This is a genomic window from Actinomadura madurae (assembly GCF_900115095.1).
Classification (GTDB): Bacteria; Actinomycetota; Actinomycetes; order Streptosporangiales; family Streptosporangiaceae; genus Spirillospora; species Spirillospora madurae.
In genome coordinates this window covers 247,902-267,508 of the sequence record NZ_FOVH01000012.1, presented here as the reverse complement: position 1 = coordinate 267,508, position 19,607 = coordinate 247,902, and the positions used below count along the sequence as shown (strand labels likewise).

The following is a 19,607-nucleotide window of genomic DNA, read 5'->3' as shown; positions in this document are numbered from 1 at the left end:
CGATCGGCGGTAAAACCGGTCTTTGTGGGGCTCGGCACGGCGGCCATCCTCGCCGCCGGCGGCGCATCCGCCGTCGCGGACGACTCGCCCACCCCCTCCGACCCGGGGACCCCGGCTGTGGGCAAGCTCGCGGTGAGCGTCAAAGCGAGTGACGCGACCGTGGCCCCTGGGCAGTCGGTGACTGTCACGACCACCGTCAGCGCCGTGGACGGCAACCTGACGGACGTGAAGGTCACGAGGATCGCGCCCGCCCTTGAGGGCACGACGATCTCGGGAACGTGCAGGGATCCGTTCGCCGCGACGGCCGGTTGCAACCTGGGTGACATCGCTGAGGGTGAGTCCGACTCCGTCGGGTCGGTGGTTACGGTGCCTGAGAAGGGACCGGAGAGCACCATCAAGTTCACGATCAGCGTCACCGTTGACGCGGCCGACGTGGACCCCGCTTCCGCCGAGCCCATCAGCCTCACCTACGTCGTGCCCACGAAGTCGCCCACGCCGACGAAGACGCCCACGAAGAGTCCGACGAAAAAGCCGACCAAGAAGCCGACGAAGTCGCCGTCGCCGTCCGCCAGTTCCTCGTCGTCCTCCGGGACGTCGTCGGGTGGTGGCAGCGGATCCGGTGGCTCCAGCGGGTCCAGTGGGTCGGGGTCGGGCGGTTATGCGGGGCCGTCGCCGAACTCGTCGTTCGACGCGCGGAACCCGCAGGTGGCGCTGCCGCCGATCCAGGCGCCCAGCCCGTCCGTCGCGCCGAGCCCGGCCCCCGGGTCGGGGACGCCGCAGAGCCGCCTGCAGGGCAACAAGGCGCCCGTCGCGCAGGACCTGACGTTCGAGCGGATGGCCAGCACGCAGATCGCGTGGCTGGCGGCGCTGCTGGTCGCGTTCTCGCTGCTGCTGACGCAGGTGCGGCTCGGCCGCCGCCGCCAGCCGGCCGGGGCGCCCAGACGCGCGAAGGGCACGCACCGCCGTCCCCGCCACGGCATGTTCGGCAGGTAGGCCCGGCCCGGGTCCGCCGCCCCATCGCCTTTTGGGACTCCGGGCTCATGCGTTTCTCCGGCCGCTGGTATTCGATGGTCGGGACGCATCCGAGCGGGGAGAAGCGGTCATGAACGAGCGCCGGGACAGGGGTGAGGGCGCCGTCGCCTATGTCGCCGTCCTCTGCGTGGGAGCCACGGTCGTGGCCACTCTGGTGAGCGGGGTCGGCGAGCGGATCAGCGGATCGATCGGGGCCGCGACCTGCCGGCTCGTGCAGGACGGCGGCTGCGAGGACGGCGACGCGCCCGCCACCCGTCCCGTGCCGTCGAAGGAGCTGCCGCCCACCATCTACTGCGTCCAGGCTCCGTGCCCGCAGCCGACGACCAGCCCCACGCCGTCACCGCAGAGGAAGCCCGGCGGGACCATCTACTGCTTCCGCGCGCCGTGCCCGCAGCCGACGCCGGGCCGCCCGACGTTCGGGGCGGAACCGACCGGCTGAGCTCCCGGTCGGCGGGCTCTGTGCTCAGGCGACGGCCTGCCCCGCGGTGCACGTATTTACGAGGACGTTTCCGTTGTCGATGAGACATACCCTGTAAGTGACGACGGCGCCCTCCGGCAACGAATAGTTGAAATCCTTCGAGGTGCCCGCGCCTCGCGTGTTCACCATGTCCGGGAGGATCTGGTCACCGGCCACGGCCTCCACATAGACCCCGGCGCCGTCCGGGGAACTGTCGGTGAGGATGAAGTGCTCTCCGTGAGCCTTGAACTCCATGCTCCCGGCGCCCTTGGGGTACCGACCGGCCGCCGCGGTCTGGGCACGGGCGTCCTGTCCAGCGTCCGCGACCCCCGCGAGAGGAATCGAAACACCCATGGCGAAAATGGCGGCCGCGGACGCCCTGACCACATAAGCGAACTTACCCATTTGCGCTTCCCCTGCCTATCGGAGTCGATATCCCGGCCGGACGGATCTCGAATCCAGGACGGGACTTCGACGTGAGCTGCCGTTGCCGGCACGATAAGAAGAGGCGTGTTACCTCACCGTTTCCCGGACGCGCTCTTGTGCATGAGGGAATGGCAGGCGATGGCGGCGGCCGCGGTGACGTTGAGGGAGTCGACGCCGGCGGACATCGCGTCCGGGCTCATCGGGATGCACACCGGCTCGTCCGCCTCGTCGAGCCAGTGCGAGGAGAGGCCGTCCCCCTCCGAGCCGAGCATGAGGGCGACACGGTCGCCCGTGGACGCCTCGTCTATGGGCGTGGCCGCCTGGTCGGGCGTCAGAGCCAGCAGGGTGAAGCCGGCGGCGCGCACCTTGCCGAGGCCGTCGCGCCAGTTGGCCAAGCGCATGTAGGGGATCGCGAAGACCGCGCCCATGGAGACCTTCACCGACCGCCGGTACAGGGGATCCGCGCAGCGCGGGGACAGGACGATGGCGTCGATGCCCAGTGCGGCGGCGCACCTGTATATGGAGCCGACGTTCGCGTGATCCACCAGGTCCTCCAGGACGAGGATGCGGCGGGCGCCGGCCAGAACGGCTTCGAGGGGCGGCAGCGGGAGGCGTTCCAAGGACGCGAGGGCGCCTCGGTGGACCTGGAAGCCGGTGAGGGACTCCATGGTGGCGTCGTCGACGATGTAGGCGGGTGCGTCCAGGCCGTCCAGGACGTCGGCGAGCGGTTCGGCCCAGCGGCGGGCCATCAGCAGGGAGCGGACGGGGTGGCCGGCGGCGACGGCCCGGCGGATCACCTTCTCGCCCTCGGCGACGAAGAGCCCGTGCTCGGCCTCCAGGCTCTTGCGCAGGTTCACGTCGCGGAGCCGGACGTAGTCCGCGAGGCGCGGGTCCGCGGGGTCGGGGACGGGGATCAGGCGGGCCATCCCCCAAGTGTGCCGCCGGGCAGGGGATGGTTCAGCGAAGCGGCGGCCGGATCTGGCCGCCCGGAGGTCTTTTCCACCCGGGCCGTCCACAGTCAACGCCGGGGTGTACCGCTGTGATCGCTGGTTGTGACGGTCGAGGGCAATGCCGGGATCTTCAAGACATACGCTCATGACCTGCGTCATTATCAGTTTTGAGTTCTTTGTAACCTCTGGTTCGTACTACTACAGTGCCGTGGAACATCGGCGGGTTTCTGGTGAATCGAGGTCAGGCCATGAGCGGACGTCATCGCAATGACATCCCCGAGGGGATGGGCGACGGCGGATACGACCCGTCCACGCCCGTCTTCGGCCCGGCCAACGACGGGTCGTCCGACTGGTTCGGGACGCGCGACGGGCAGGGGCAGCCGCTCGCCCAGCCGCAGGCGGGTCCGCAGGGCGCGCCGCCCGGCATGGCGCCGGGGGCCTCGGGCGAGACGCCGGAGTGGTTCACGCCCCGGCAGTCGTCGGAGCAGCCGGTGTACGGCGGGCGGTCCGGCCCGTCCGAGACGGGCGGGTACGGGACCGGGCGGTCCGGCGGCTACGGGCGGGAGCCCGGGGCCTCCTCGCCGCAGGGACCGCCCCCCGAGTCCTCGCCGCTGGCCGGGACCGGGTACAGCGAGTACGACGCCATCAGCAGGTCGGACGGCGGCCGGGCGGGTTTCTTCGGCGGCTCCGGAGGGCCGGGCGACTCCGGCGGATCCGGCGGCTACGGCGGCGGGTCCGGTGACTCGGGCGGCTACGGCGGCGGCTCCGGCGGGTACGGCAGCGGCTCCGGCGGCTACGAGTACGGGCGCCGCAAGCGCAAGCGCAACGCGACCGCGCTGATCGGGCCGATGGCCGGGGCCGTCGGCCTCGCGGTGCTGCTCGGCGTCGGCGTCTACGCGTTCGCCGAGAGCGGGGGCGGCTGCTCCGGCGACGACGCGCTGAACCTGTCGGTCGCGGCGGCGCCCGACATCGCGCCGGTCGTGGAGAAGGCCGCCGGGCGCTTCAACGACTCCAAGGAGAAGGTCGACGGCAAGTGCGTCAAGGCGACGGTGAAGAAGGTCGAGCCGGCGTCGGTGACGACGCTGCTGTCCGGGCAGGCCGTGGCGAACGACCGGCCGGACGTGTGGATCCCGGACTCGTCCCTGTGGACGTCCCTGGCCCAGGCCAGTGACGAGAAGGGCGGGCAGGGCGGCGTCGTCTCCACCAAGACGTCCGTGGCGCAGAGCCCGATCGTCGTCGGGCTGCCCCAGTCGCTCGCGGTGCAGCTGAAGAAGCAGGGCGTCACCGCCAGCCCGTCCTGGGACAACCTGCTGAAGGCCGCCGGCGGCGTCGCGGGCGGCGCGGTGACCAAGAACCAGATGATCCCGGCGGGCTCGGTGCGGCTCCTCGCGCCCGACCCGATGAAGAACGCCGCGGGCATGGGCTCGCTGATGGTCACGAGCATGCTGCTGGCGAACGACCCCAACCGCGACTCGATCTTCACCGGCATCGTCCGGACCGTCCGCGAGAGCACCGTCCCCAACGTGTCGGCGGAGTTCCAGCGCTTCCGCAAGGACCGCAGCGGCAAGCAGCCGATCTCGCTGTCGTCCGAGCAGGCCCTCTACGCCTACAACCGGACCAAGCCGGCCGAGCCCGCGGTGGCGCTGTACCCGATCGAGGGCACGCTGTCGATGGACTACCCGTTCACCGTGACCAGCAAGGACGGCGCCAAGCAGAAGGGCGCCCGCCTGCTGGAGAAGGCGATGGGCACCGAGGCCACCCGCAAGGACGTCCTCGACGCCGGGTTCCGGACGCCGGACGGCAAGGCGCCCTCCGGGTTCACCCCGGCCGCCGGGGTCAGCCCGGCCCGGCCGCGGCAGCTGCCCATGCCGAAGAGCGCCGACGTCGCGAAGGTCATGCAGGCGTGGTCGAAGCTGTCGCTCGGCCTGCGCATGCTGACGCTGATCGACGTGTCCGGGTCGATGGCCGAGAAGGTCGGGCCGAACACCAACCGGCTCCAGGCGATCGCGCAGGTGTCGCAGGGCGGGCTCAGCATGATGTCCAACGACACCGAGCTCGGGCAGTGGCTGTTCTCGACGAACATGAACGGCGGCATCCCCTACAAGGAGACGGTCCCGATCGGCGCGCTCGGCGACCGGATCGGGTCGAACACGCGGCGCGGGCTCGTCCTGTCGACGCTGAACCAGATGAAGCCGAAGCCGAACGGCGACACCGGCCTGTACCGGACGATGCTGGCCGCCTACAAGAAGATGAACGAGACCTACAAGCCGGAGTTCGGCAACTCGATCCTGCTGCTCACGGACGGCAAGAACGACGACGACGGCGGCCCGACGCTGGAGGAGACGCTGAAGCAGCTGAAGGAGATGCAGGACCCGAACAAGCCGATCCAGGTCAACATGATCGGTTTCGGCAAGGGGGTCGACAAGAACGAGCTGGAGCAGATCGCCGCGGCGACGAACGGCAACGTCCAGGTCGCGCAGACGCCGCAGGAGATCTCCAAGATCTTCCTGAAGATGCTGTCCCGCCGCATCCAGTGATCACCTGCCGGTGATCTTCCGGACGCGCCGGGTAGTTCTGGAATTTTCCCTGCGTTCGGTGTCAACCGGGTGCGGGACCCGATCGTCTTTCTATGTGGAGGCCCGACGGGGAGCGGGGCCGTCGGGCCTCCGACTCACCTTCCTCCCTGGCCCGTGACAGGGAAGGCGGCCGGTCCGGAGGACCGGGGCCGCCGGGAGAGAACACCGCTCCCCTCTCAGCTCTTCTCAGCCCGTCCCCGATGGTGCGGACGAGGATTTCCGAACAGCCCGCGGGAGGACCTCGTGTCCGGTTGGCCCAGTCTCGATCGCGCCGACGATGAGCGCCTGGCCCGGTCGCTGGCGGCGGGCGACCCAGGCGCCCTCATCCAGGTCATGGACCGCTACGCGGCCCGCCTGTACGACTACTGCCACGCGCTGCTGCGCGACCAGGACCTGGCGGCCGGCGCACTCCACGACGCGCTCATCGCCGCCTACGCGCACGTGTCAGTCTTGCGCGAGCCCGACCGGTTCCGCGGCTGGCTCTACGCGCTCGTCCGCAACGAGTGCATGCGGCGGCTGCGCGACCCGGACCGTCCCGCCGAGCGCCACGAGGCGCCCGAGGTCGAGGACGGCTTCCTGGACGAGGCGGAGCAGGCCCGGCGGCAGGAGGCCCGGCGGCTCGTCCACGGCGCCCTGGCCGGGCTGCGCGGGCGCGAGCGCGAGGCGCTGGACCTCATGCTGCGGCACGGCCTGGACGCGGGCGAGGTCGGCGGCGTCCTCGGCATGGACGCCCAGGAGGCCACCGACCTGACCGGCCAGGCGCACGCCCGCCTGGACGACGCGCTCGCCGCCGGCTACCTCGCCCGCGCGGGGCGCGACGACTGCCCGGAGATCGCCGCGATCGCCGGCGACGGCACCGGGCCGCTGCCGCCGCCCGTGCTGCGGCGGCTCGTCCACCACATCCAGACGTGCGGCATCTGCGGTCCGCGGCGCGACCGGACCGTGTCCGCGGCGCGGCTCCTGCAGGTGCTGCCGGTCGCGATGATGCCGACCGACCTGCGCGGGCTCGTCATGGCGACCGCCACCGACCCCGCGCTGGCGGCCGACCTCGCCGCGATCGCGCACGGGGCCGAACCGTTCGACGCCTGGGGCTGGCCGCACGGCCTCGACCGCGCGGACGCGCGGGACCCCTCCGGGCGGCGCCCTCCGCGCGGGCTCCTGGCGGCGCTGGCCGCCGCCGTGGCCGTCATCGTGATCGTGGCCGGGGCCTTCTACGTGATGTCCGGCTCGTCGGGCGAGCCGACGGCCGCCAAGGGACCCTCGGGCGGGGCGCCGGGCTCGGCGGCCTCCCCGTCCTCCCCGGGCGACTCCGAGAGCCCGTCGGACAGCCCGTCGCCGACCGAGTCGGAGACGCCGACGCCCACGCCCACCACGACCAGCCCGACCCCGACGCCGACCCGGACGCGCACGCCGACGCGCACGTCCAGGCCGTCCGCGACCAGCAGCGCGCCGAGGACCGGCAGGCTGTCGGTGGGCGGCTGCACGATCAGCGGTCCCGGACGGGGCAGCTGCAATCTCCCGGTGCGCGCCGTGGGCGGGACGGTCACCTGGTCCGTCACGGGCACATCCGGCGGCCTCAGCGCCGGCGGCGGCGGCACGCTCCGCAGCGGGCAGAGCACCTCCGTCCGTGTCTCCGGCACGTGCACGCCGCCCGGTGGATCGGGGACGGTCAGCTTCTCCCCCGGCGGCACGGGCTCGGTCACGCTGTCGTGCGACGAGGAGCCCCCGGGCGACGGTCCGGGCGGCGACTGACGCAAACGTGATATAGATCACATTCCTACTCGCAAGTACCGTTCCACAAGGCGATTCGGCCACAGCGAGTACCGCCCCGGTCACTAAAATCGGCCCAAAGGGGAGAAATTCCAGCGACTTGGTGGCAAGATCAGGCAACCAGAGTCGGCCGGCCAGGTGTCGGGGCTCACCGGGGGCACGATCTAGCACATCGAAGACCATCGACTGGGAGGGTTCCCTTGGCCGGTGAGCCAGGGCCCCGGCAGAACGATGACGTCAGGCTGGCGGACTCGCTGCGAGCCGGGGACGTCATCGCACTGACCGAGGTGTACGACACCTACGCGCCGTTCCTGTACGACTACTGCCACGGCCTGCTGCGCGACCGCGTCGAGGCGGCCGGCGCGCTGCGGAACGTCGTGATCGCCGCCCGCGAGCACGTGGACCGGCTCACCGAGCCGGACCGGCTGCGCGGCTGGCTGTACGCCATCGCCCGCAAGGAGTGCATGCGGCGCCGCGACAGCCCCAACCGGCACACCGGGCAGGAGGCCCCGGAGGCCGACGACGAGCTCACCCCCGAGCAGCTCGCCCGCCGCGAGGAGCGCCGGCTGCTCGCGCACAGCGCGCTCGCCGCGCTCAACGGGCGGCAGCGCGAGGCGATCGACCTCTCGGTCCGCCACGAGCTGGACGAGGTGGACCTGTCCGGCGTCTTCGGCATGCCGCTGGAGGAGACCCTCGCGCTGGTGGAGAAGGCCCGCGAGGACCTCGCCGCCGCGCTGCACGCGTCCCTCATCGCGCAGAACCACTGGAAGGACTGCCCCAGCGTCTCCGCGCTGACCGAGTCGTGGCCGCTGTCCCCGCAGACGTCGGCCTCGCTCGTCCGGCACGTGGCGAGCTGCCCGGTCTGCGGCGCCCGCGAGACGCCGCCGCTGCCGCCGGACCGGCTGCTGTCGGTGCTGCCGATCGCGGCGATCCCCGCCGAGCTGCGGCTGGACGTGCTGACCGCCGCGACCGCCGAGGACCGCGCCGGGAACCGCCGCGCCATCGCCGCGTGGACCGAGCCGTTCGACGAGTACGGCTGGCCCCTGCCCTACCAGCAGACCGCGCCCCGCGCCCGCGACCGGGCGCCCCGCCGCCGCGGCCCCGTGCTCGCCGCCGTCGCCGTGGGCGTCGGCGTCCTGGTGCTGTTCGGCGGCGCGATGGCCTGGCTGGGCGGCGGGAACGGCGGGACGAACGCCTCCGCGACCGGCCCGGCGTCCCCCGGCGGCGGCTCGCCCGGTGACTCGGGCGCGCCCGAGCCGACGCCGGGAGACCCGTCCCCCACGGTGTCGTCGCCGTCCCCGAGCGAGTCGGAGTCGCCGTCGAAGTCGCCGTCGCCGTCCAAGAGCCCGTCGAAGACGCCGTCCAGCAAGCCGCCGGCCCCGCCCTCGACCGAGGCGCCGAAGCCGCCGACGCCGGGAGACCTGTCGGTGAGCGGCTGCGACATGGGGCGGGGGAACTCCTGCACCGTCCGGGTCACCGCGGTCGGCGGTCCGGTGAACTGGCGCGTGACCGGGACGTCCGGCCCCGTGCGGGCCGGCGGCTCCGGGCATCTCGACGCGGGAGAGAGCAGCGGTGTGCGCGTGTCACGCACGTCCGGCTTCTGCCTGGGCCAGCAGACCGGCACCGTGTCGGTCTCGGGCCGCTCCGTGTCGGTCACCTATACGTGCTGAGCGGGTGCGCGCCGCGTGATCTGCGCGCGCCCGCGGGGCAGGTCCGGGCCGCCTACCGGAGGAAACCGGCGTCGAGGGTCGCGTGTGCGCGCTCCAGCAGGAGCGGGACCCCGGCGCCGATCTGGTCGAACCCCTCCCCGACGGTGGCGTTCTGCAGGTAGCGGGCGTGGATGCCCTCCAGGATCACCGCGAGCTTGAAGCACGCGAACGCGACGTAGAAGTCGATGTCCGCGAGGTCGAAGCCGGTCAGCGCGGCGTACCGGCCGGCGAACTCGCGGCGCGTGAAGAAGCCGGGCGCTGAGGTGATCGTGGCGCCGACCGGGAGCTCCCGCTCGTCGGCGGCCTCGGCCCAGTAGACGAGCGTCAGCCCGAGGTCGGACAGCGGGTCGCCCAGCGTCGACATCTCCCAGTCGACGACGGCGGCGATCTCCGGGCGCGGCTCCAGCCGGGCCAGGGCGTTGTCGAGCCGGAAGTCGCCGTGGACGAGCCGCGCCGGGGAGTCGGCCGGCATCCGCTCGGCGAGCCGCGCGACGAGCCGGTCGTACTCGGGCAGGTCGCGGCTCGTGCCGGTCGCCCCGATGGCCTCCTGCGAGCCGTCCCACTGCTTGCCCCAGCGCCTGAGCTGGCGCTCCATGTAGCCGCTCGGACGGCCGAAGTCCTCCAGCCCGACCGCCTCCACGTCGACCGTGTGGATCGCGGCGAGCGCTCCGGCCAGCGCCTCGCTGAGGCCGCGCGCCTGCTCGGGGGTCATGTCCCCGGCGTCCTCGCGGGCGCGCAGGACGCGTCCCTCGACGAAGTCCATGAGGTAGAAGCGGGCGCCGATGACGTCCTCGTCGTCGCAGAACGCCAGCGTCTTCGGCACCGGCACCGCCGTCCCGTGGCCGAGGGCGCTGAGCACCCGGTACTCGCGTCCCATGTCATGGGCCGTCGGCTGGACGTGCCCGAGCGGCGGCCTGCGCAGCACGACACGGCGGCCGCCGTCCAGCGTGATGCCGTAGGTGAGGTTCGAACGCCCGCCCGCGATCAGGTCGATCGCGGTGATCCGTCCCGATCCGGGCAGCTCGCGGGCCAGCCAGGCCGCCAGCCGGGGGACGTCGATACCGGGCACCCCGGCCGGAAGTTCTGCGTCAACGGTCATGACGTCCTATTAGAACGCGGCTCGGTCTGGGCTGTGAACCCCACCGGGGTACCCGCGCCGTGAGCGACGCCACCCCGGCCACTTCCGGCCGACTTGCAGCCGGGCTTCACCGGACCTTCAGCATGGCGGCTGACCTGCGCGGACACCGCCGACCGGCGGACACCGGAGTCGGATTCCCGGGGACACCCGGAGGAAAAAGGTGACACAAGGTGGAATGCTCGGACACGCGGGGTACCCATTTGCACCGACACCCGAGCAAACTGGGCTCTACCCGGCACGGATGTCCTTAGCCGTCATCCGGCCCATGAGACGGCAGGCTGGACTTAAGAGTCCCGCTGGGCTAAGAGAAGAGGACTAGACCACTCGGGGTCAGACCGCCCGATTGGGGGGGACGCACCGTGGCAGACGCATGGCTGCCGGGAGCCGGCCGCATGCCGGCACGACATGACGGTGGAGCGTTGAGAGGGGGTGCTCCCCGCGCCGTATGGTGCGCCGGCGAGTACGACCCGCACACCGTCTCCGCGCGCTCGGTGGCCGCCGACCTCCTCAAGGAGGACCGGGCGGCGCACCTGGTGTGGCATCCCGGCACCGGCGAGATCGTCCAGCTCCTCCCGATAACCCGCGCGGCCCGGCTGCTCGGCGGGCGGATCGGCCGGGAAGGGCGCGTCTGCGCGCAGCTCATGGTGATCGGCCAGTCCCGGTCGCCGTTCACCGGATCGCTGCTCACCGGCATCGACGCGATCGTCGCCTGGCTGGACGCGTGGGGCGTCGCGCGCCGCTGGCCGGCCGGCCCGCCGCTCCCCTCGCCCCAGTCGTACCACGCGCACCGGAACCGCAGGGACTGGGCGCGCGGCGGGCACTACGGCGCGTCCCAGGTCCCGGTGCTCGACCGCCCTGATCCCGGCGGCATCGACATCCGGCGCATCACCGGGCCCGACACGCCGCTCGCCGCCATCCCGAAGCCCCGCGTCCCGGGCACCGCGGCCGGACCCCGCCTGCTGCCGCCCCGTCCGCGCACGCCCGACACCGTCCGCCCCCCGCAGAACGACCCCCCGCCCCCGGGACGCCCCGCACCGCTGCGCCCGGCCTCCGAGCCGGTGCCCGTGGGACCGTCCGCCAACTGACCGGCTCGCAGCCGATGGGCCCCAGGGCGCGTCGGCCCTTTCGCGCTACCCGACGAGGTCCCGGACGACCTCGCACCCCTTGCGCAGCTCGGTGAGGGAAGCGGCGGCGCCGTACCCGATCACCAGGCCCGACGCGCGCACCGGACCCATGTGGTGGCGGTCGAGCGTCTCGACCAGGACGCCGCGCTCGGCCGCCTCGTCCGCGGCCCGCCCGGCCACCGGCCCCGGCACGTCCACGACCAGGTGAAGGCCTGCCGTGTCGCCGCGCAGGGACAGGCCGTCGAGCGCCCGCACCACGACCTCGCGGCGGCGCGCGTACTCCCCGCGCATCCGGCGGATGTACCGGTCCAGATCGCCGCGTTCCAGGAGGAGCCTCAGCGCGTCCTGGGGCACCACGGCGGTCCGGTCGTTCAGCTCCTCCCGCCGCAGCGCCACCTCGGCGACCAGGTCGGGGCGTCCGACGAGCCAGCCCACGCCCATGTCCGCCGTGAGGATCTTGGCCGAGGTGCCCAGATAGATCACCACGTCCGGATCCAGCCCGTACAGCGCGGGCAGGGGCGCGACGTCGTAGCGGAACTCGCCGTCGTAGTCGTCCTCGGCGATCAGCGCCCCGTTGCGCCTCGCCCACGCCAGCAGGGCCTGCCGGCGCGGCACGGGCAGGACACCGCCCATCGGGAACTGGTGCGACGGCGTCGAATAGACGATGCGCAGGTCATCGGGCAGGCCGTCGACGATGAGGCCGTGCTCGTCGACGGGGCAGGGGACGAGCTCGGCGCCACGCCCCATGAGGACCGTCCGGGCCTTGCCATAGCCGGGCTCCTCGACGCCCACGCGATCGCCCGGCCGGAGCACGGTCGCCGCCAGGAGATCGAGCCCGTTCGTCGCTCCCCGCGTCACGAGAAGGCCGTCCAGAGGGCAGGTCACGCCGCGACTACGCCTGATGTAGTCGGCGAGCGCCTCCCGCAGGCCGGGCAGCCCGTGCCCCTCCTGACGCTGCTGCGGCGGCATCCCCGCCGCCAGCCGCCATGCCCTGCGCCATGCGGGCGTGTCCAGCGCCCCGATCCACGCCGTTCCAGGTCTCAGATCAATCTCATGTGCGGCCGCCATCCTGCGGAGCGGCTTCGTCTTCACCCTCTGGGGCGCCGGAACAGGTGCGGCCGCCACTCCCTCTGTGACGTACGTGCCGGAACCATGCCGTCCCTCTAGCCAGCCCTCGGCGTACAACTGCTCATAGGCCTCGGTCACGACCGTCCGGCTGACACCAAGGAGATTTGCCAGCGCCCTACTGGACGGAAGCCGTTCCCCGGCGGCCAGACGTCCCTCCCCCATCGCGGCACGCAACTGACCGACGAGCTGCGCGCTCATCGGCTCCTTACCGTCCCTCTCCACGGACAGGGGCAGATCGATCGACAAGTGGTCCCCGCCTATACGCGTCGAGTGGCCATACCCACCAGGCCACTCCCCTCCTAGCGTAAACGGGCATGAACCCACTCTCCTCCACCGCCCGCACACGCCTGGGCCGATACCCCGAGCGCTCCAGCACCGACCGTTCCGTCCTCTACGAGATCCTCGACGACGGCATGATCTGCCACCTCGGCCTCATCGTGAACGGCTCACCACGCGTCATCCCCACCGGCTACGGCCGTCAGGACGACACCCTCTACATACACGGCTCGTCCGGAGCGAGCAGCCTCAGAGCCGGACCGTCCCAGGAAATCTGCATCACCGTCACCCATCTGGACGGGATCGTCCTGGCCAGGTCCCTGTTCCACCACTCCATCAACTACCGCAGCGCCCTCATCTACGGGACGCCCCGCCTGGTCTCCGACACCGACGAGAAGCTGCACAGCCTCCGCGTCATCACCGAGCAGATGGCCCCCGGCCAGTGGGACGCGGCTCGCCGGCCCACCCGCAAGGAACTCGCAGGCGTCTCCGTACTGGCCCTTCCCCTGGACGAGGCGTCCGTCAAGGTACGGCAGGGACCGCCCAGCGATGACGAACCCGACTACGACCTCGACGTCTGGGCCGGGGTCCTCCCCGTCCACCAGACCTTCGGCACACCCGCCCCGGACCCCCTCCTCCGTCCCGGCATCCCCGTCCCGGGGCATATCGCCCGCCGTGTGACCTCCTAAATCGATCGCCCGCGATGCCCCGTGCGGTCGGTCATGGCCGTAGGGTGAGTCCATGAACGAGCGGCTGGTCTGGATCGACTGCGAGATGACGGGACTCGACCTGCGCAACGACGCGCTCATCGAGATAGCCGCACTGGTCACCGACAGCGAGCTCAACATCCTGGACGAGGGCGTCGACGTCGTGATCAAGCCCCCGCCCGAGTCGGTCACGCAGATGACCAAGGTCGTCCGGGACATGCACACCACGTCCGGCCTCCTGGAGGCCCTCCCCGGCGGCATCACCCTCGGCGAGGCCGAGGACGTCGTCCTCGACTACATCAAGAAGCACGTCAAGGACGCCAAGAAGGCCCCCCTCTGCGGCAACTCCATCGCCACCGACCGCTCCTTCCTCGCCCGCGACATGCCGGCCCTCGACGCCCACCTCCACTACCGCATGGTGGACGTCTCCTCCATCAAGGAGCTCGCCCGGCGCTGGTACCCCCGGGTCTACTTCGCCAGCCCCGAGAAGAAGGGCGGCCACCGCGCCCTCGCCGACATCACCGAGAGCATCCAGGAACTGCGCTACTACCGCGCCGCCGTCTTCGTCCAGCAGCCCGGCCCCGACTCCGACACCGCCCGCGCCATCGCCGCCAAGGTCGCCTCCGGCTGACCCACCCCCGGGGAGCCGCTACACTACTGGGAGCCGGGCGCGATCCCGGCCACGGTGGGTGTAGCTCAGCTGGCAGAGCACTTGGTTGTGGTCCAAGATGTCGGGGGTTCAAGTCCCCTCACTCACCCCAGACGCGAGGCCCCGGTCATTCAAGGCCGGGGCCTTCGCCGTCCCCTCGGCGCGGCCGATCGACTCTCGAAGATCGTCCCGTTATGCTCCCACCCTAGAGATGTCACCGACACGCCAAGGGCGACGGATGAGTGTCGACGAGACGGCCCCGCTCCGCATACTCGTGGTGGACGGGGACCCCCGGGTCCGAGCCGACGTGATCTCCCTGCTGGACGCCAGCGACGAACTCCAGGTCGTCGCCGACACCCACGACCCCGCCACGGCCCTCGACCTCGCCGAACGCCTGCGCCCCGACATCGTCCTGCTGGACGCGGCCGCCGCCGACCACACCTCCCCCCTCAGCACCGCGTCCCGCGTGTTCGTCCTCGCCACCGACGACCAGCACGCCGTCGACGCCGCCCTGCGCGCCGGCGCCTGCGGCCACCTCGTCCCCGGCTCCTTCACCGCCCGCGACCTCATCCGCGGCGTCCGCGCCGCGTCCCGCACCAGCCTCGGCCTGTCCGCGCGCGAGGCCGAGGTCATGGACCTCATCGCCACCGGCCGCTCCAACGGCGAGATCGCCCGCCAGCTCTTCCTCAGCGAGAAGACCGTGAAGAACCACGTCAACCGCATCTACGGCAAGCTCGGCGTCAGCTCCCGCGCCACCGCCATCGCCCTCTGGCGCGGCATGATGAGCGTCCTCCCCGCCCGCGACTGAACCGGTTCGCACTGGTCCGCCGCTCCTGATACTGTTCTTCCTGTCGCAAGGCCCACAGGGCCCACACCGACAGGCGCCGTTAGCTCAATTGGCAGAGCAGCGGACTCTTAATCCGCGGGTTCGGGGTTCAAGTCCCTGACGGCGCACCCCGCCCGACCAAGACATTCTCGCTCGAGAGTGCATCTGGCCAAATTGGACCGGCCATCGCCGCGTCCGCCCACGAGGGCACGAAACGCCTCGCGATGTTCGCGGGCGGCTGCCTGGGCAAGGCTTCGCTGCAGCGAGAGAAGCGTTCACTGCGGCCTCGGAGTTGCGTGCTTCGACGCGGGACGTTCGGTGGCGCTGCGCTCCTAGACAAGCCCACAGGCCACGGCTCATCCCCTTTTCTGCAAGTTACGATCATTCACCCGGCTCACGAGCAGGTTCGGGAACTGGTGATGGAGATCTGACGCAGTTACTGCGGCCGACTACTTCATGAGGCCACGCGACTTCAGCCACTGTTGGATTTTGGCGCCGACGAGGTCGGAGTTGCGATCCATCATGATCATGTGCGAGTTGCCTGTGATGCCCTCTCTCGGCAGGTCGATCGTGTCGGCGATGCCGCCTTGGTCAGACTGCGCCTGCCAGTAGCGCTGACACGAACGACGCAGGTCCGACCACACCTCGCTGTCGTCGATGTGATCGCCCCAGACGCAGAGGACGGGGGTGTCGCGCATTGCGGAGATGTCCTCGCGTCCCGGATCGGGTGCCCCTCCGGGCTCCAGCGCGACGACCGCCTTCACCATCGCAGGCGCCGCGGCAGCGGCCCGCAAAGCGAAGATCGCTCCCTGGCTGTGCGCGAGGAGCACGCAGGGACCAACGCGTTCCACCAGTTCGTCGTATGCGGCCTGCGTGCACAGGTCGTTCGTCCCCCAGCGCGGGACCGTCTGCTTGGCGAACTGGTCGAAGGCGGCGACCGGGAACTGGGTGTCCGGATAGGCGATTCGGTTCTCTGGATCGCTGTGCCAGGACGGTCCGATGCGGAAGTCCTCCCAGGCCGTCTGCTTCGGCCTGAAGAAGGGTTCGGTGGCGAACACTTCGGGGAATCTGGCCCACGATGCGCGTCCGCGCTCGACGGCGTCGGACACGAACACGTCGTGGCCGTAGCGGAGGAAGAGGTTCATCCACCCGGGCCGGCCGTCGGGCGTTGTCTCCCAGGTGACGCCGGTCAGGCCGCCGCCGTGCCACATCAACAGCGGGTAGCGGGATCTGGGCGCGGCGAGACGCGCGTACTGGACATACATCTGCTCGACCTCGAACTCACCGTTCGGGTTGATCTCTAGGGGCGGCGCCGCCGGCGTCACCTGCAATATCCGCGTGGCGAGCCCGGACAGGGCGGCCTCGCGACCCCCGATGTGGAAGCTGCCCAGCTCGGCGACGGCGAGTGGCTCTGTGGCGCCGGTGTCCGTCACTGCCCGGCCGCCTTCGTGTTCCCACTCGGTGGGCGGAGGTGCCCGGCCACTTCGAGTTGACTGATCAGCCCACCACTGCGGAGCATGTCCACGATGAAGTCCGGGAACCTGGCGAACGTGCGTCGGGCTCCGGTGGATTCGTTCTTGGCGATGCCGCGATCGACATCGAGGGTCACGACGTCGCCCTCGACCACGAAGGCTCGAGCATCCGCGATGGTGATGGCGGGTAGCCCGAAGTTGAGGCAGTTGCGCAGGAACAGTGAGTTGTACTGCTCTGCGATCAGCGCCGCGACACCGAGTTCGGTGAACAACTCGGCGACGGGCCGGCTGGAGCCGAGTCCGAAGTTGCGCCCGGCGACCACGATGTCCCCGGGCTGGACGAGTTCCGGCCAACCCGGTCTGGTCGCATCGAACATGAATCGGCTGGCCTCTGCCGCGGACAGCTTCATGGCGAAGCCCGGATACATGTCGTCGGTGTTGACGTCATCTCCGAAGAGCCATGCGCGTCCAGCGACGACGAGGTCGCTCGATGTGCTCATGCGCGGGACGCCTCCATCAGCTGTTCGGGGGAAACGATGCACCCGGCGACCGCGGAGGCGGCGACCGTGGCCGGCGATGCCATGAAGACCGACGCCTTCGTGCTGCCCATCCTTCCCTGGAAGTTTCGGGTGCTGGCCGTCACGCAGACTTCACCGGGCGCCAGGACCCCCATGGCATAGCCGAAACATGCGCCGCAGGTCGAGTTCGTGACAACCGCGCCCGCTTTCGTCAGGGTCGTCACGTATCCACGTTCGACCGCGTCGAGGTACACCTGTTGTGAAGCAGGGGTCACGATCAACCGGACGCCTGGCGCGACCCGGTGGCCGGCGATCACTCGTGCCGCTTCTTCGAGGTCTGCCAGTTGACCGTTGGCACACGAACCGATGAAGGCCTGGTGGATCGTCGTGGATTCCAGCTCGGCCACCGGCACGCCGTTGTTGATGACCGTCCCCGGACGGGCGACCATCGACTCGATCTCGTCGAGGTCGATCGTGCGGACGGCGGCGTACCGGGCGTCGGCGTCGGCGTCAACGGGGCTCACCGCCAGGTCGGGCCTCACCGAGCGCAGGTGGTCGACGCAGATCTCGTCCGCGGGAAAGAGTGTGAAGTCGGCGCCCACCTCGGCCCCCTGCGTCGCGATGGTCCGGCGGTCGCTCATGGGGATCGATGCCAGGCCGGGGCCGCCGAACTCGATGGCGTGGTCCGTGGCGTCGCCGTAGCGTGCCGCGATGGCGAGGAAGACGTCCTTGCCGTTGATGTGGGCCGGTTTGGTCCCCACCAGCTCGTACCGGATGGTCGGCGGTACCTGGTGCCAGGTCTTCCCGGTGCAGACGATCTGCATCACCTCGGCCGGTCCGAGTCCGCGGGCGGCGGCGTTGAAGGCGCCCGCCGCGCACGTGTGGGAGTCGGTGCAGGCGACGACCGAACCCGGCGTGGCCAGCCCTCGCTCGGCGATCACCTGGTGCACGATCCCGTGCCGGCCGATGTCGTAGAAGCGCTCGATGCCGTGTTCCCGGGCGAACGCGCGCGCCCGGGTGCCATGCGTGGCGTCGCGGACCGTCGGCGCGGGCACCGCGTGGTCCATCACGATCGCGATCTTGTCGGGGTCGTGGACCGCGACCACGTCCAGCAGCCTGGTCATGGCGAACTGGACATCGATGATCACGGTCATGTCGACGTCACAGGTGAGGATGTCGCCTGGCGTGGCCGCCTCCACTCCGGCCGCCTCTGCCAGGATCTTCTCGATCATCGTGCTAGGCACTTCTCGTCCCCCGATCGTGGTTCTCGTGGAGTGCCTCCCAGAAGGGCAGGCCCAAGTTGTCGAAGAGTTCGCGAGGCGAGACCCGGCTTGCCGGCTCGGGGTCGCCGCGACGCAGCGACCGCAGTGCCGTCGTCAGTGACGAGACGACCGGGCTCAGGCACGCGCCGGGAACGATGGCGAGGGCATAGCCGAAGGACTCGAGGTCGCGGAACGTCACGGCCGGCGACTTGCCGCGTCCCACGAGGTTGAAGAGCACCGGGACGTCGATCTCGCGGGGGATGGCCCGGATCTCGTCGAGCGACCGCGGGGCCTCGATGAAGATCACGTCTGCGCCGGATTCGACGTAGGCCTGTGCCCGTTGGACGGCGGCCGCGAAGCCATGGGTCGCGCGGGCGTCGGTCCGGGCGACGACCAGGAGATCACCGTCACCCCGCGCCTCGACCGCCGCGGCGATCTTCTCAATGAACTCGGGGGGATCGATGACACGCTTGTCATCCAGGTGCCCGCACTTCTTCGGGAATGCCTGGTCCTCGAGCTGGATGGCGGCAACCCCGGCGCGGACGTACTCCCGGACCGTCCGGTAGGTGTTCTTCAGGTCACCGAAGCCCGTGTCGGCATCCGCGATCAGTGGTACGTCGAGCTGGCGCCTGATGACCGCGGCCTGCACCGCCATCTCCGACATCGTCGCGAGTCCGATGTCCGGCAGGCCGACCGCCGAGGCGGACACGGCCGCGCCCGACATGTAGGCGGCGTCGAAACCGGCGGACCGTACCAGGGACGCGGTGATTCCGTCGTACACCCCGGGTGCCACCAGGAGGTGCGGCTCCGCGAGCAGTTCTCGCAGGCGCTTGGCGGTCCCCATCAGCCGGCGGATGCCTGCTCGCGCAGGTGGCCCGACGGAAGTACGTCCCGACCGGGGTCGGCCGGGAGGGTGATCCCGAACTGCCGCTCGAAGATGTCGCTGATCAGCTCGTAGCAGGTCCCGACCCGCACGACCTCCATCGTGCTGAAGTCGATGATCGTCGAGGACCGGCCGTAGTGGTGGTACTTGCGGAGTCCGTGGTCGACGACCAGGTCGACCGCGTCGATGATCTCCTGCTGGATGTCCTCGACGCGGAACCTGGTCCCGGTCCCGGTCAGGTTGGCCGACGAGCCCAGCAGGGCGACACCGTCACGGTGCGCGATGCGCACGACCTCGTCGTGCAGTGCGCCACCGTTGATCAGCATCGCCAGCGTGCTGCCGACGGTGCTGGCTGCGAGCGTCTCCGGCTCGATCGAGGCGACCACCGGGTGGGACGGGTCGTAGTGGGCTGCGATCGCCAGCGGGAGCCCCGCGTCCACGACCACCGCGTCGATCATGTCCTGTTCCCGCTTGCCGAGCCGGTGGACCTCACGATGGAGCTCGTAGTTGCCGCCCATGGCGTGCCGCTTGTGCGGGGCGCGTCGCTTGGCCTGGAACAGGCGCAGCAACGCGTCCGAGGAGATCGCGGTCGCCGCGTAGCCGACGTCCCCGGGCATGATGACCGCCCCTCCGCCGGCCACCGTCTCGTAGATCCTCTGCGCGTCACCCTTGATGTCGTACCTGCCCATGCGGCGCTCCCTTCG

The 19,607-nt window shown here is 70.9% G+C and carries 18 protein-coding genes and 2 tRNA genes; 11 read left to right on the top strand and 9 right to left on the bottom strand.

Annotation, left to right across the window (positions count from 1 at the left end; all coding sequences use genetic code 11):
* Positions 1-24 precede the first annotated feature (24 nt).
* Positions 25-993: a hypothetical protein gene (locus BM339_RS30800; RefSeq protein ID WP_075023115.1), complete on the top strand. Its 969-nt coding sequence runs from the start codon at positions 25-27 to the stop codon at positions 991-993.
* 109 nt (positions 994-1,102) lie between these two features.
* On the top strand, positions 1,103-1,471 hold the full coding sequence (locus BM339_RS30795) for a hypothetical protein (protein ID WP_075023114.1): 369 nt from the start codon (positions 1,103-1,105) through the stop codon (positions 1,469-1,471).
* Positions 1,472-1,495: 24 nt separating this feature from the next.
* On the opposite strand, the gene BM339_RS30790 is transcribed toward BM339_RS30795, so the two are convergent.
* Positions 1,496-1,894, bottom strand: a complete 399-nt coding sequence (locus BM339_RS30790; protein ID WP_075023113.1) for a hypothetical protein — start codon at positions 1,892-1,894, stop codon at positions 1,496-1,498.
* A gap of 113 nt (positions 1,895-2,007) precedes the next feature.
* Positions 2,008-2,841, bottom strand: a complete 834-nt coding sequence (locus BM339_RS30785; protein ID WP_075023112.1) for a TrmH family RNA methyltransferase — start codon at positions 2,839-2,841, stop codon at positions 2,008-2,010.
* A gap of 272 nt (positions 2,842-3,113) precedes the next feature.
* Here BM339_RS30785 and BM339_RS30780 point away from each other — a divergent pair, with 272 nt between their 5' ends.
* From BM339_RS30780 to BM339_RS30770, 3 genes are all read left to right on the top strand, one after another.
* Positions 3,114-5,402 carry a substrate-binding domain-containing protein gene (locus tag BM339_RS30780; protein ID WP_024934041.1) on the top strand — a complete coding sequence of 763 codons (2,289 nt, stop codon included), beginning with the start codon at positions 3,114-3,116 and terminating at the stop codon, positions 5,400-5,402.
* Between the two features lie 282 nt (positions 5,403-5,684).
* Positions 5,685-7,193, top strand: coding sequence for an RNA polymerase sigma factor (locus tag BM339_RS30775; RefSeq protein ID WP_075023111.1), 1,509 nt, complete (start codon positions 5,685-5,687; stop codon positions 7,191-7,193).
* Positions 7,194-7,411: 218 nt separating this feature from the next.
* Entirely contained in the window at positions 7,412-8,881 is a 1,470-nt protein-coding gene (locus BM339_RS30770; protein WP_075023110.1) for an RNA polymerase sigma factor, read from the top strand.
* 52 nt (positions 8,882-8,933) lie between these two features.
* Here the strand turns inward: BM339_RS30770 and BM339_RS30765 are convergent, their stop codons facing one another.
* Positions 8,934-10,019: a phosphotransferase family protein gene (locus BM339_RS30765; RefSeq protein ID WP_024934043.1), complete on the bottom strand. Its 1,086-nt coding sequence runs from the start codon at positions 10,017-10,019 to the stop codon at positions 8,934-8,936.
* Between the two features lie 431 nt (positions 10,020-10,450).
* Here BM339_RS30765 and BM339_RS30760 point away from each other — a divergent pair, with 431 nt between their 5' ends.
* Positions 10,451-11,143, top strand: a complete 693-nt coding sequence (locus BM339_RS30760) for a hypothetical protein (RefSeq protein WP_052357211.1) — start codon at positions 10,451-10,453, stop codon at positions 11,141-11,143.
* 45 nt (positions 11,144-11,188) lie between these two features.
* Here BM339_RS30760 and pdxR read toward each other — a convergent pair whose 3' ends face one another.
* The gene (gene pdxR / locus BM339_RS30755; protein ID WP_075023109.1) at positions 11,189-12,508 is read right to left on the bottom strand and encodes a MocR-like pyridoxine biosynthesis transcription factor PdxR; all 1,320 of its coding nucleotides are present in this window, start codon (positions 12,506-12,508) and stop codon (positions 11,189-11,191) included.
* A 116-nt stretch (positions 12,509-12,624) separates the two neighbouring features.
* Here pdxR and BM339_RS30750 point away from each other — a divergent pair, with 116 nt between their 5' ends.
* The 5 genes from BM339_RS30750 to BM339_RS30730 all read left to right on the top strand — a co-directional run bounded on the left by BM339_RS30750 (position 12,625) and on the right by BM339_RS30730 (position 14,896).
* Positions 12,625-13,275 (top strand): pyridoxamine 5'-phosphate oxidase family protein, encoded by a 651-nt coding sequence (locus tag BM339_RS30750; protein WP_075023108.1) that lies wholly within the window; start codon positions 12,625-12,627, stop codon positions 13,273-13,275.
* 52 nt (positions 13,276-13,327) lie between these two features.
* On the top strand, positions 13,328-13,924 hold the full coding sequence (gene orn / locus BM339_RS30745) for an oligoribonuclease (protein WP_075023107.1): 597 nt from the start codon (positions 13,328-13,330) through the stop codon (positions 13,922-13,924).
* A 54-nt stretch (positions 13,925-13,978) separates the two neighbouring features.
* Positions 13,979-14,054, top strand: a tRNA-His gene (locus tag BM339_RS30740).
* A 126-nt stretch (positions 14,055-14,180) separates the two neighbouring features.
* Positions 14,181-14,750 carry a response regulator transcription factor gene (locus BM339_RS30735; RefSeq protein ID WP_021591903.1) on the top strand — a complete coding sequence of 190 codons (570 nt, stop codon included), beginning with the start codon at positions 14,181-14,183 and terminating at the stop codon, positions 14,748-14,750.
* 73 nt (positions 14,751-14,823) lie between these two features.
* Positions 14,824-14,896: transfer RNA gene (locus BM339_RS30730), tRNA-Lys, on the top strand.
* A 321-nt stretch (positions 14,897-15,217) separates the two neighbouring features.
* Here the strand turns inward: BM339_RS30730 and BM339_RS30725 are convergent.
* The 5 genes from BM339_RS30725 to BM339_RS30705 are packed head-to-tail and all read right to left on the bottom strand — an operon-like array spanning position 15,218 to position 19,592.
* A complete protein-coding gene (locus tag BM339_RS30725; RefSeq protein WP_075023106.1) occupies positions 15,218-16,201 on the bottom strand; it encodes an alpha/beta hydrolase in 984 nt (327 codons plus the stop codon).
* Positions 16,198-16,740: a LeuD/DmdB family oxidoreductase small subunit gene (locus BM339_RS30720; protein ID WP_075023105.1), complete on the bottom strand. Its 543-nt coding sequence runs from the start codon at positions 16,738-16,740 to the stop codon at positions 16,198-16,200. Before BM339_RS30720 ends, BM339_RS30725 begins: the two co-directional genes overlap by 4 nt.
* Positions 16,737-17,990, bottom strand: a complete 1,254-nt coding sequence (locus BM339_RS30715; RefSeq protein WP_075023104.1) for a 3-isopropylmalate dehydratase large subunit — start codon at positions 17,988-17,990, stop codon at positions 16,737-16,739. Before BM339_RS30715 ends, BM339_RS30720 begins: the two co-directional genes overlap by 4 nt.
* Positions 17,991-17,994: 4 nt before the next feature.
* Positions 17,995-18,864: an isocitrate lyase/PEP mutase family protein gene (locus BM339_RS30710; RefSeq protein WP_075023103.1), complete on the bottom strand. Its 870-nt coding sequence runs from the start codon at positions 18,862-18,864 to the stop codon at positions 17,995-17,997.
* Positions 18,864-19,592, bottom strand: coding sequence for an L-threonylcarbamoyladenylate synthase (locus BM339_RS30705; RefSeq protein WP_021591908.1), 729 nt, complete (start codon positions 19,590-19,592; stop codon positions 18,864-18,866). Before BM339_RS30705 ends, BM339_RS30710 begins: the two co-directional genes overlap by 1 nt.
* Positions 19,593-19,607: the final 15 nt, after the last annotated feature.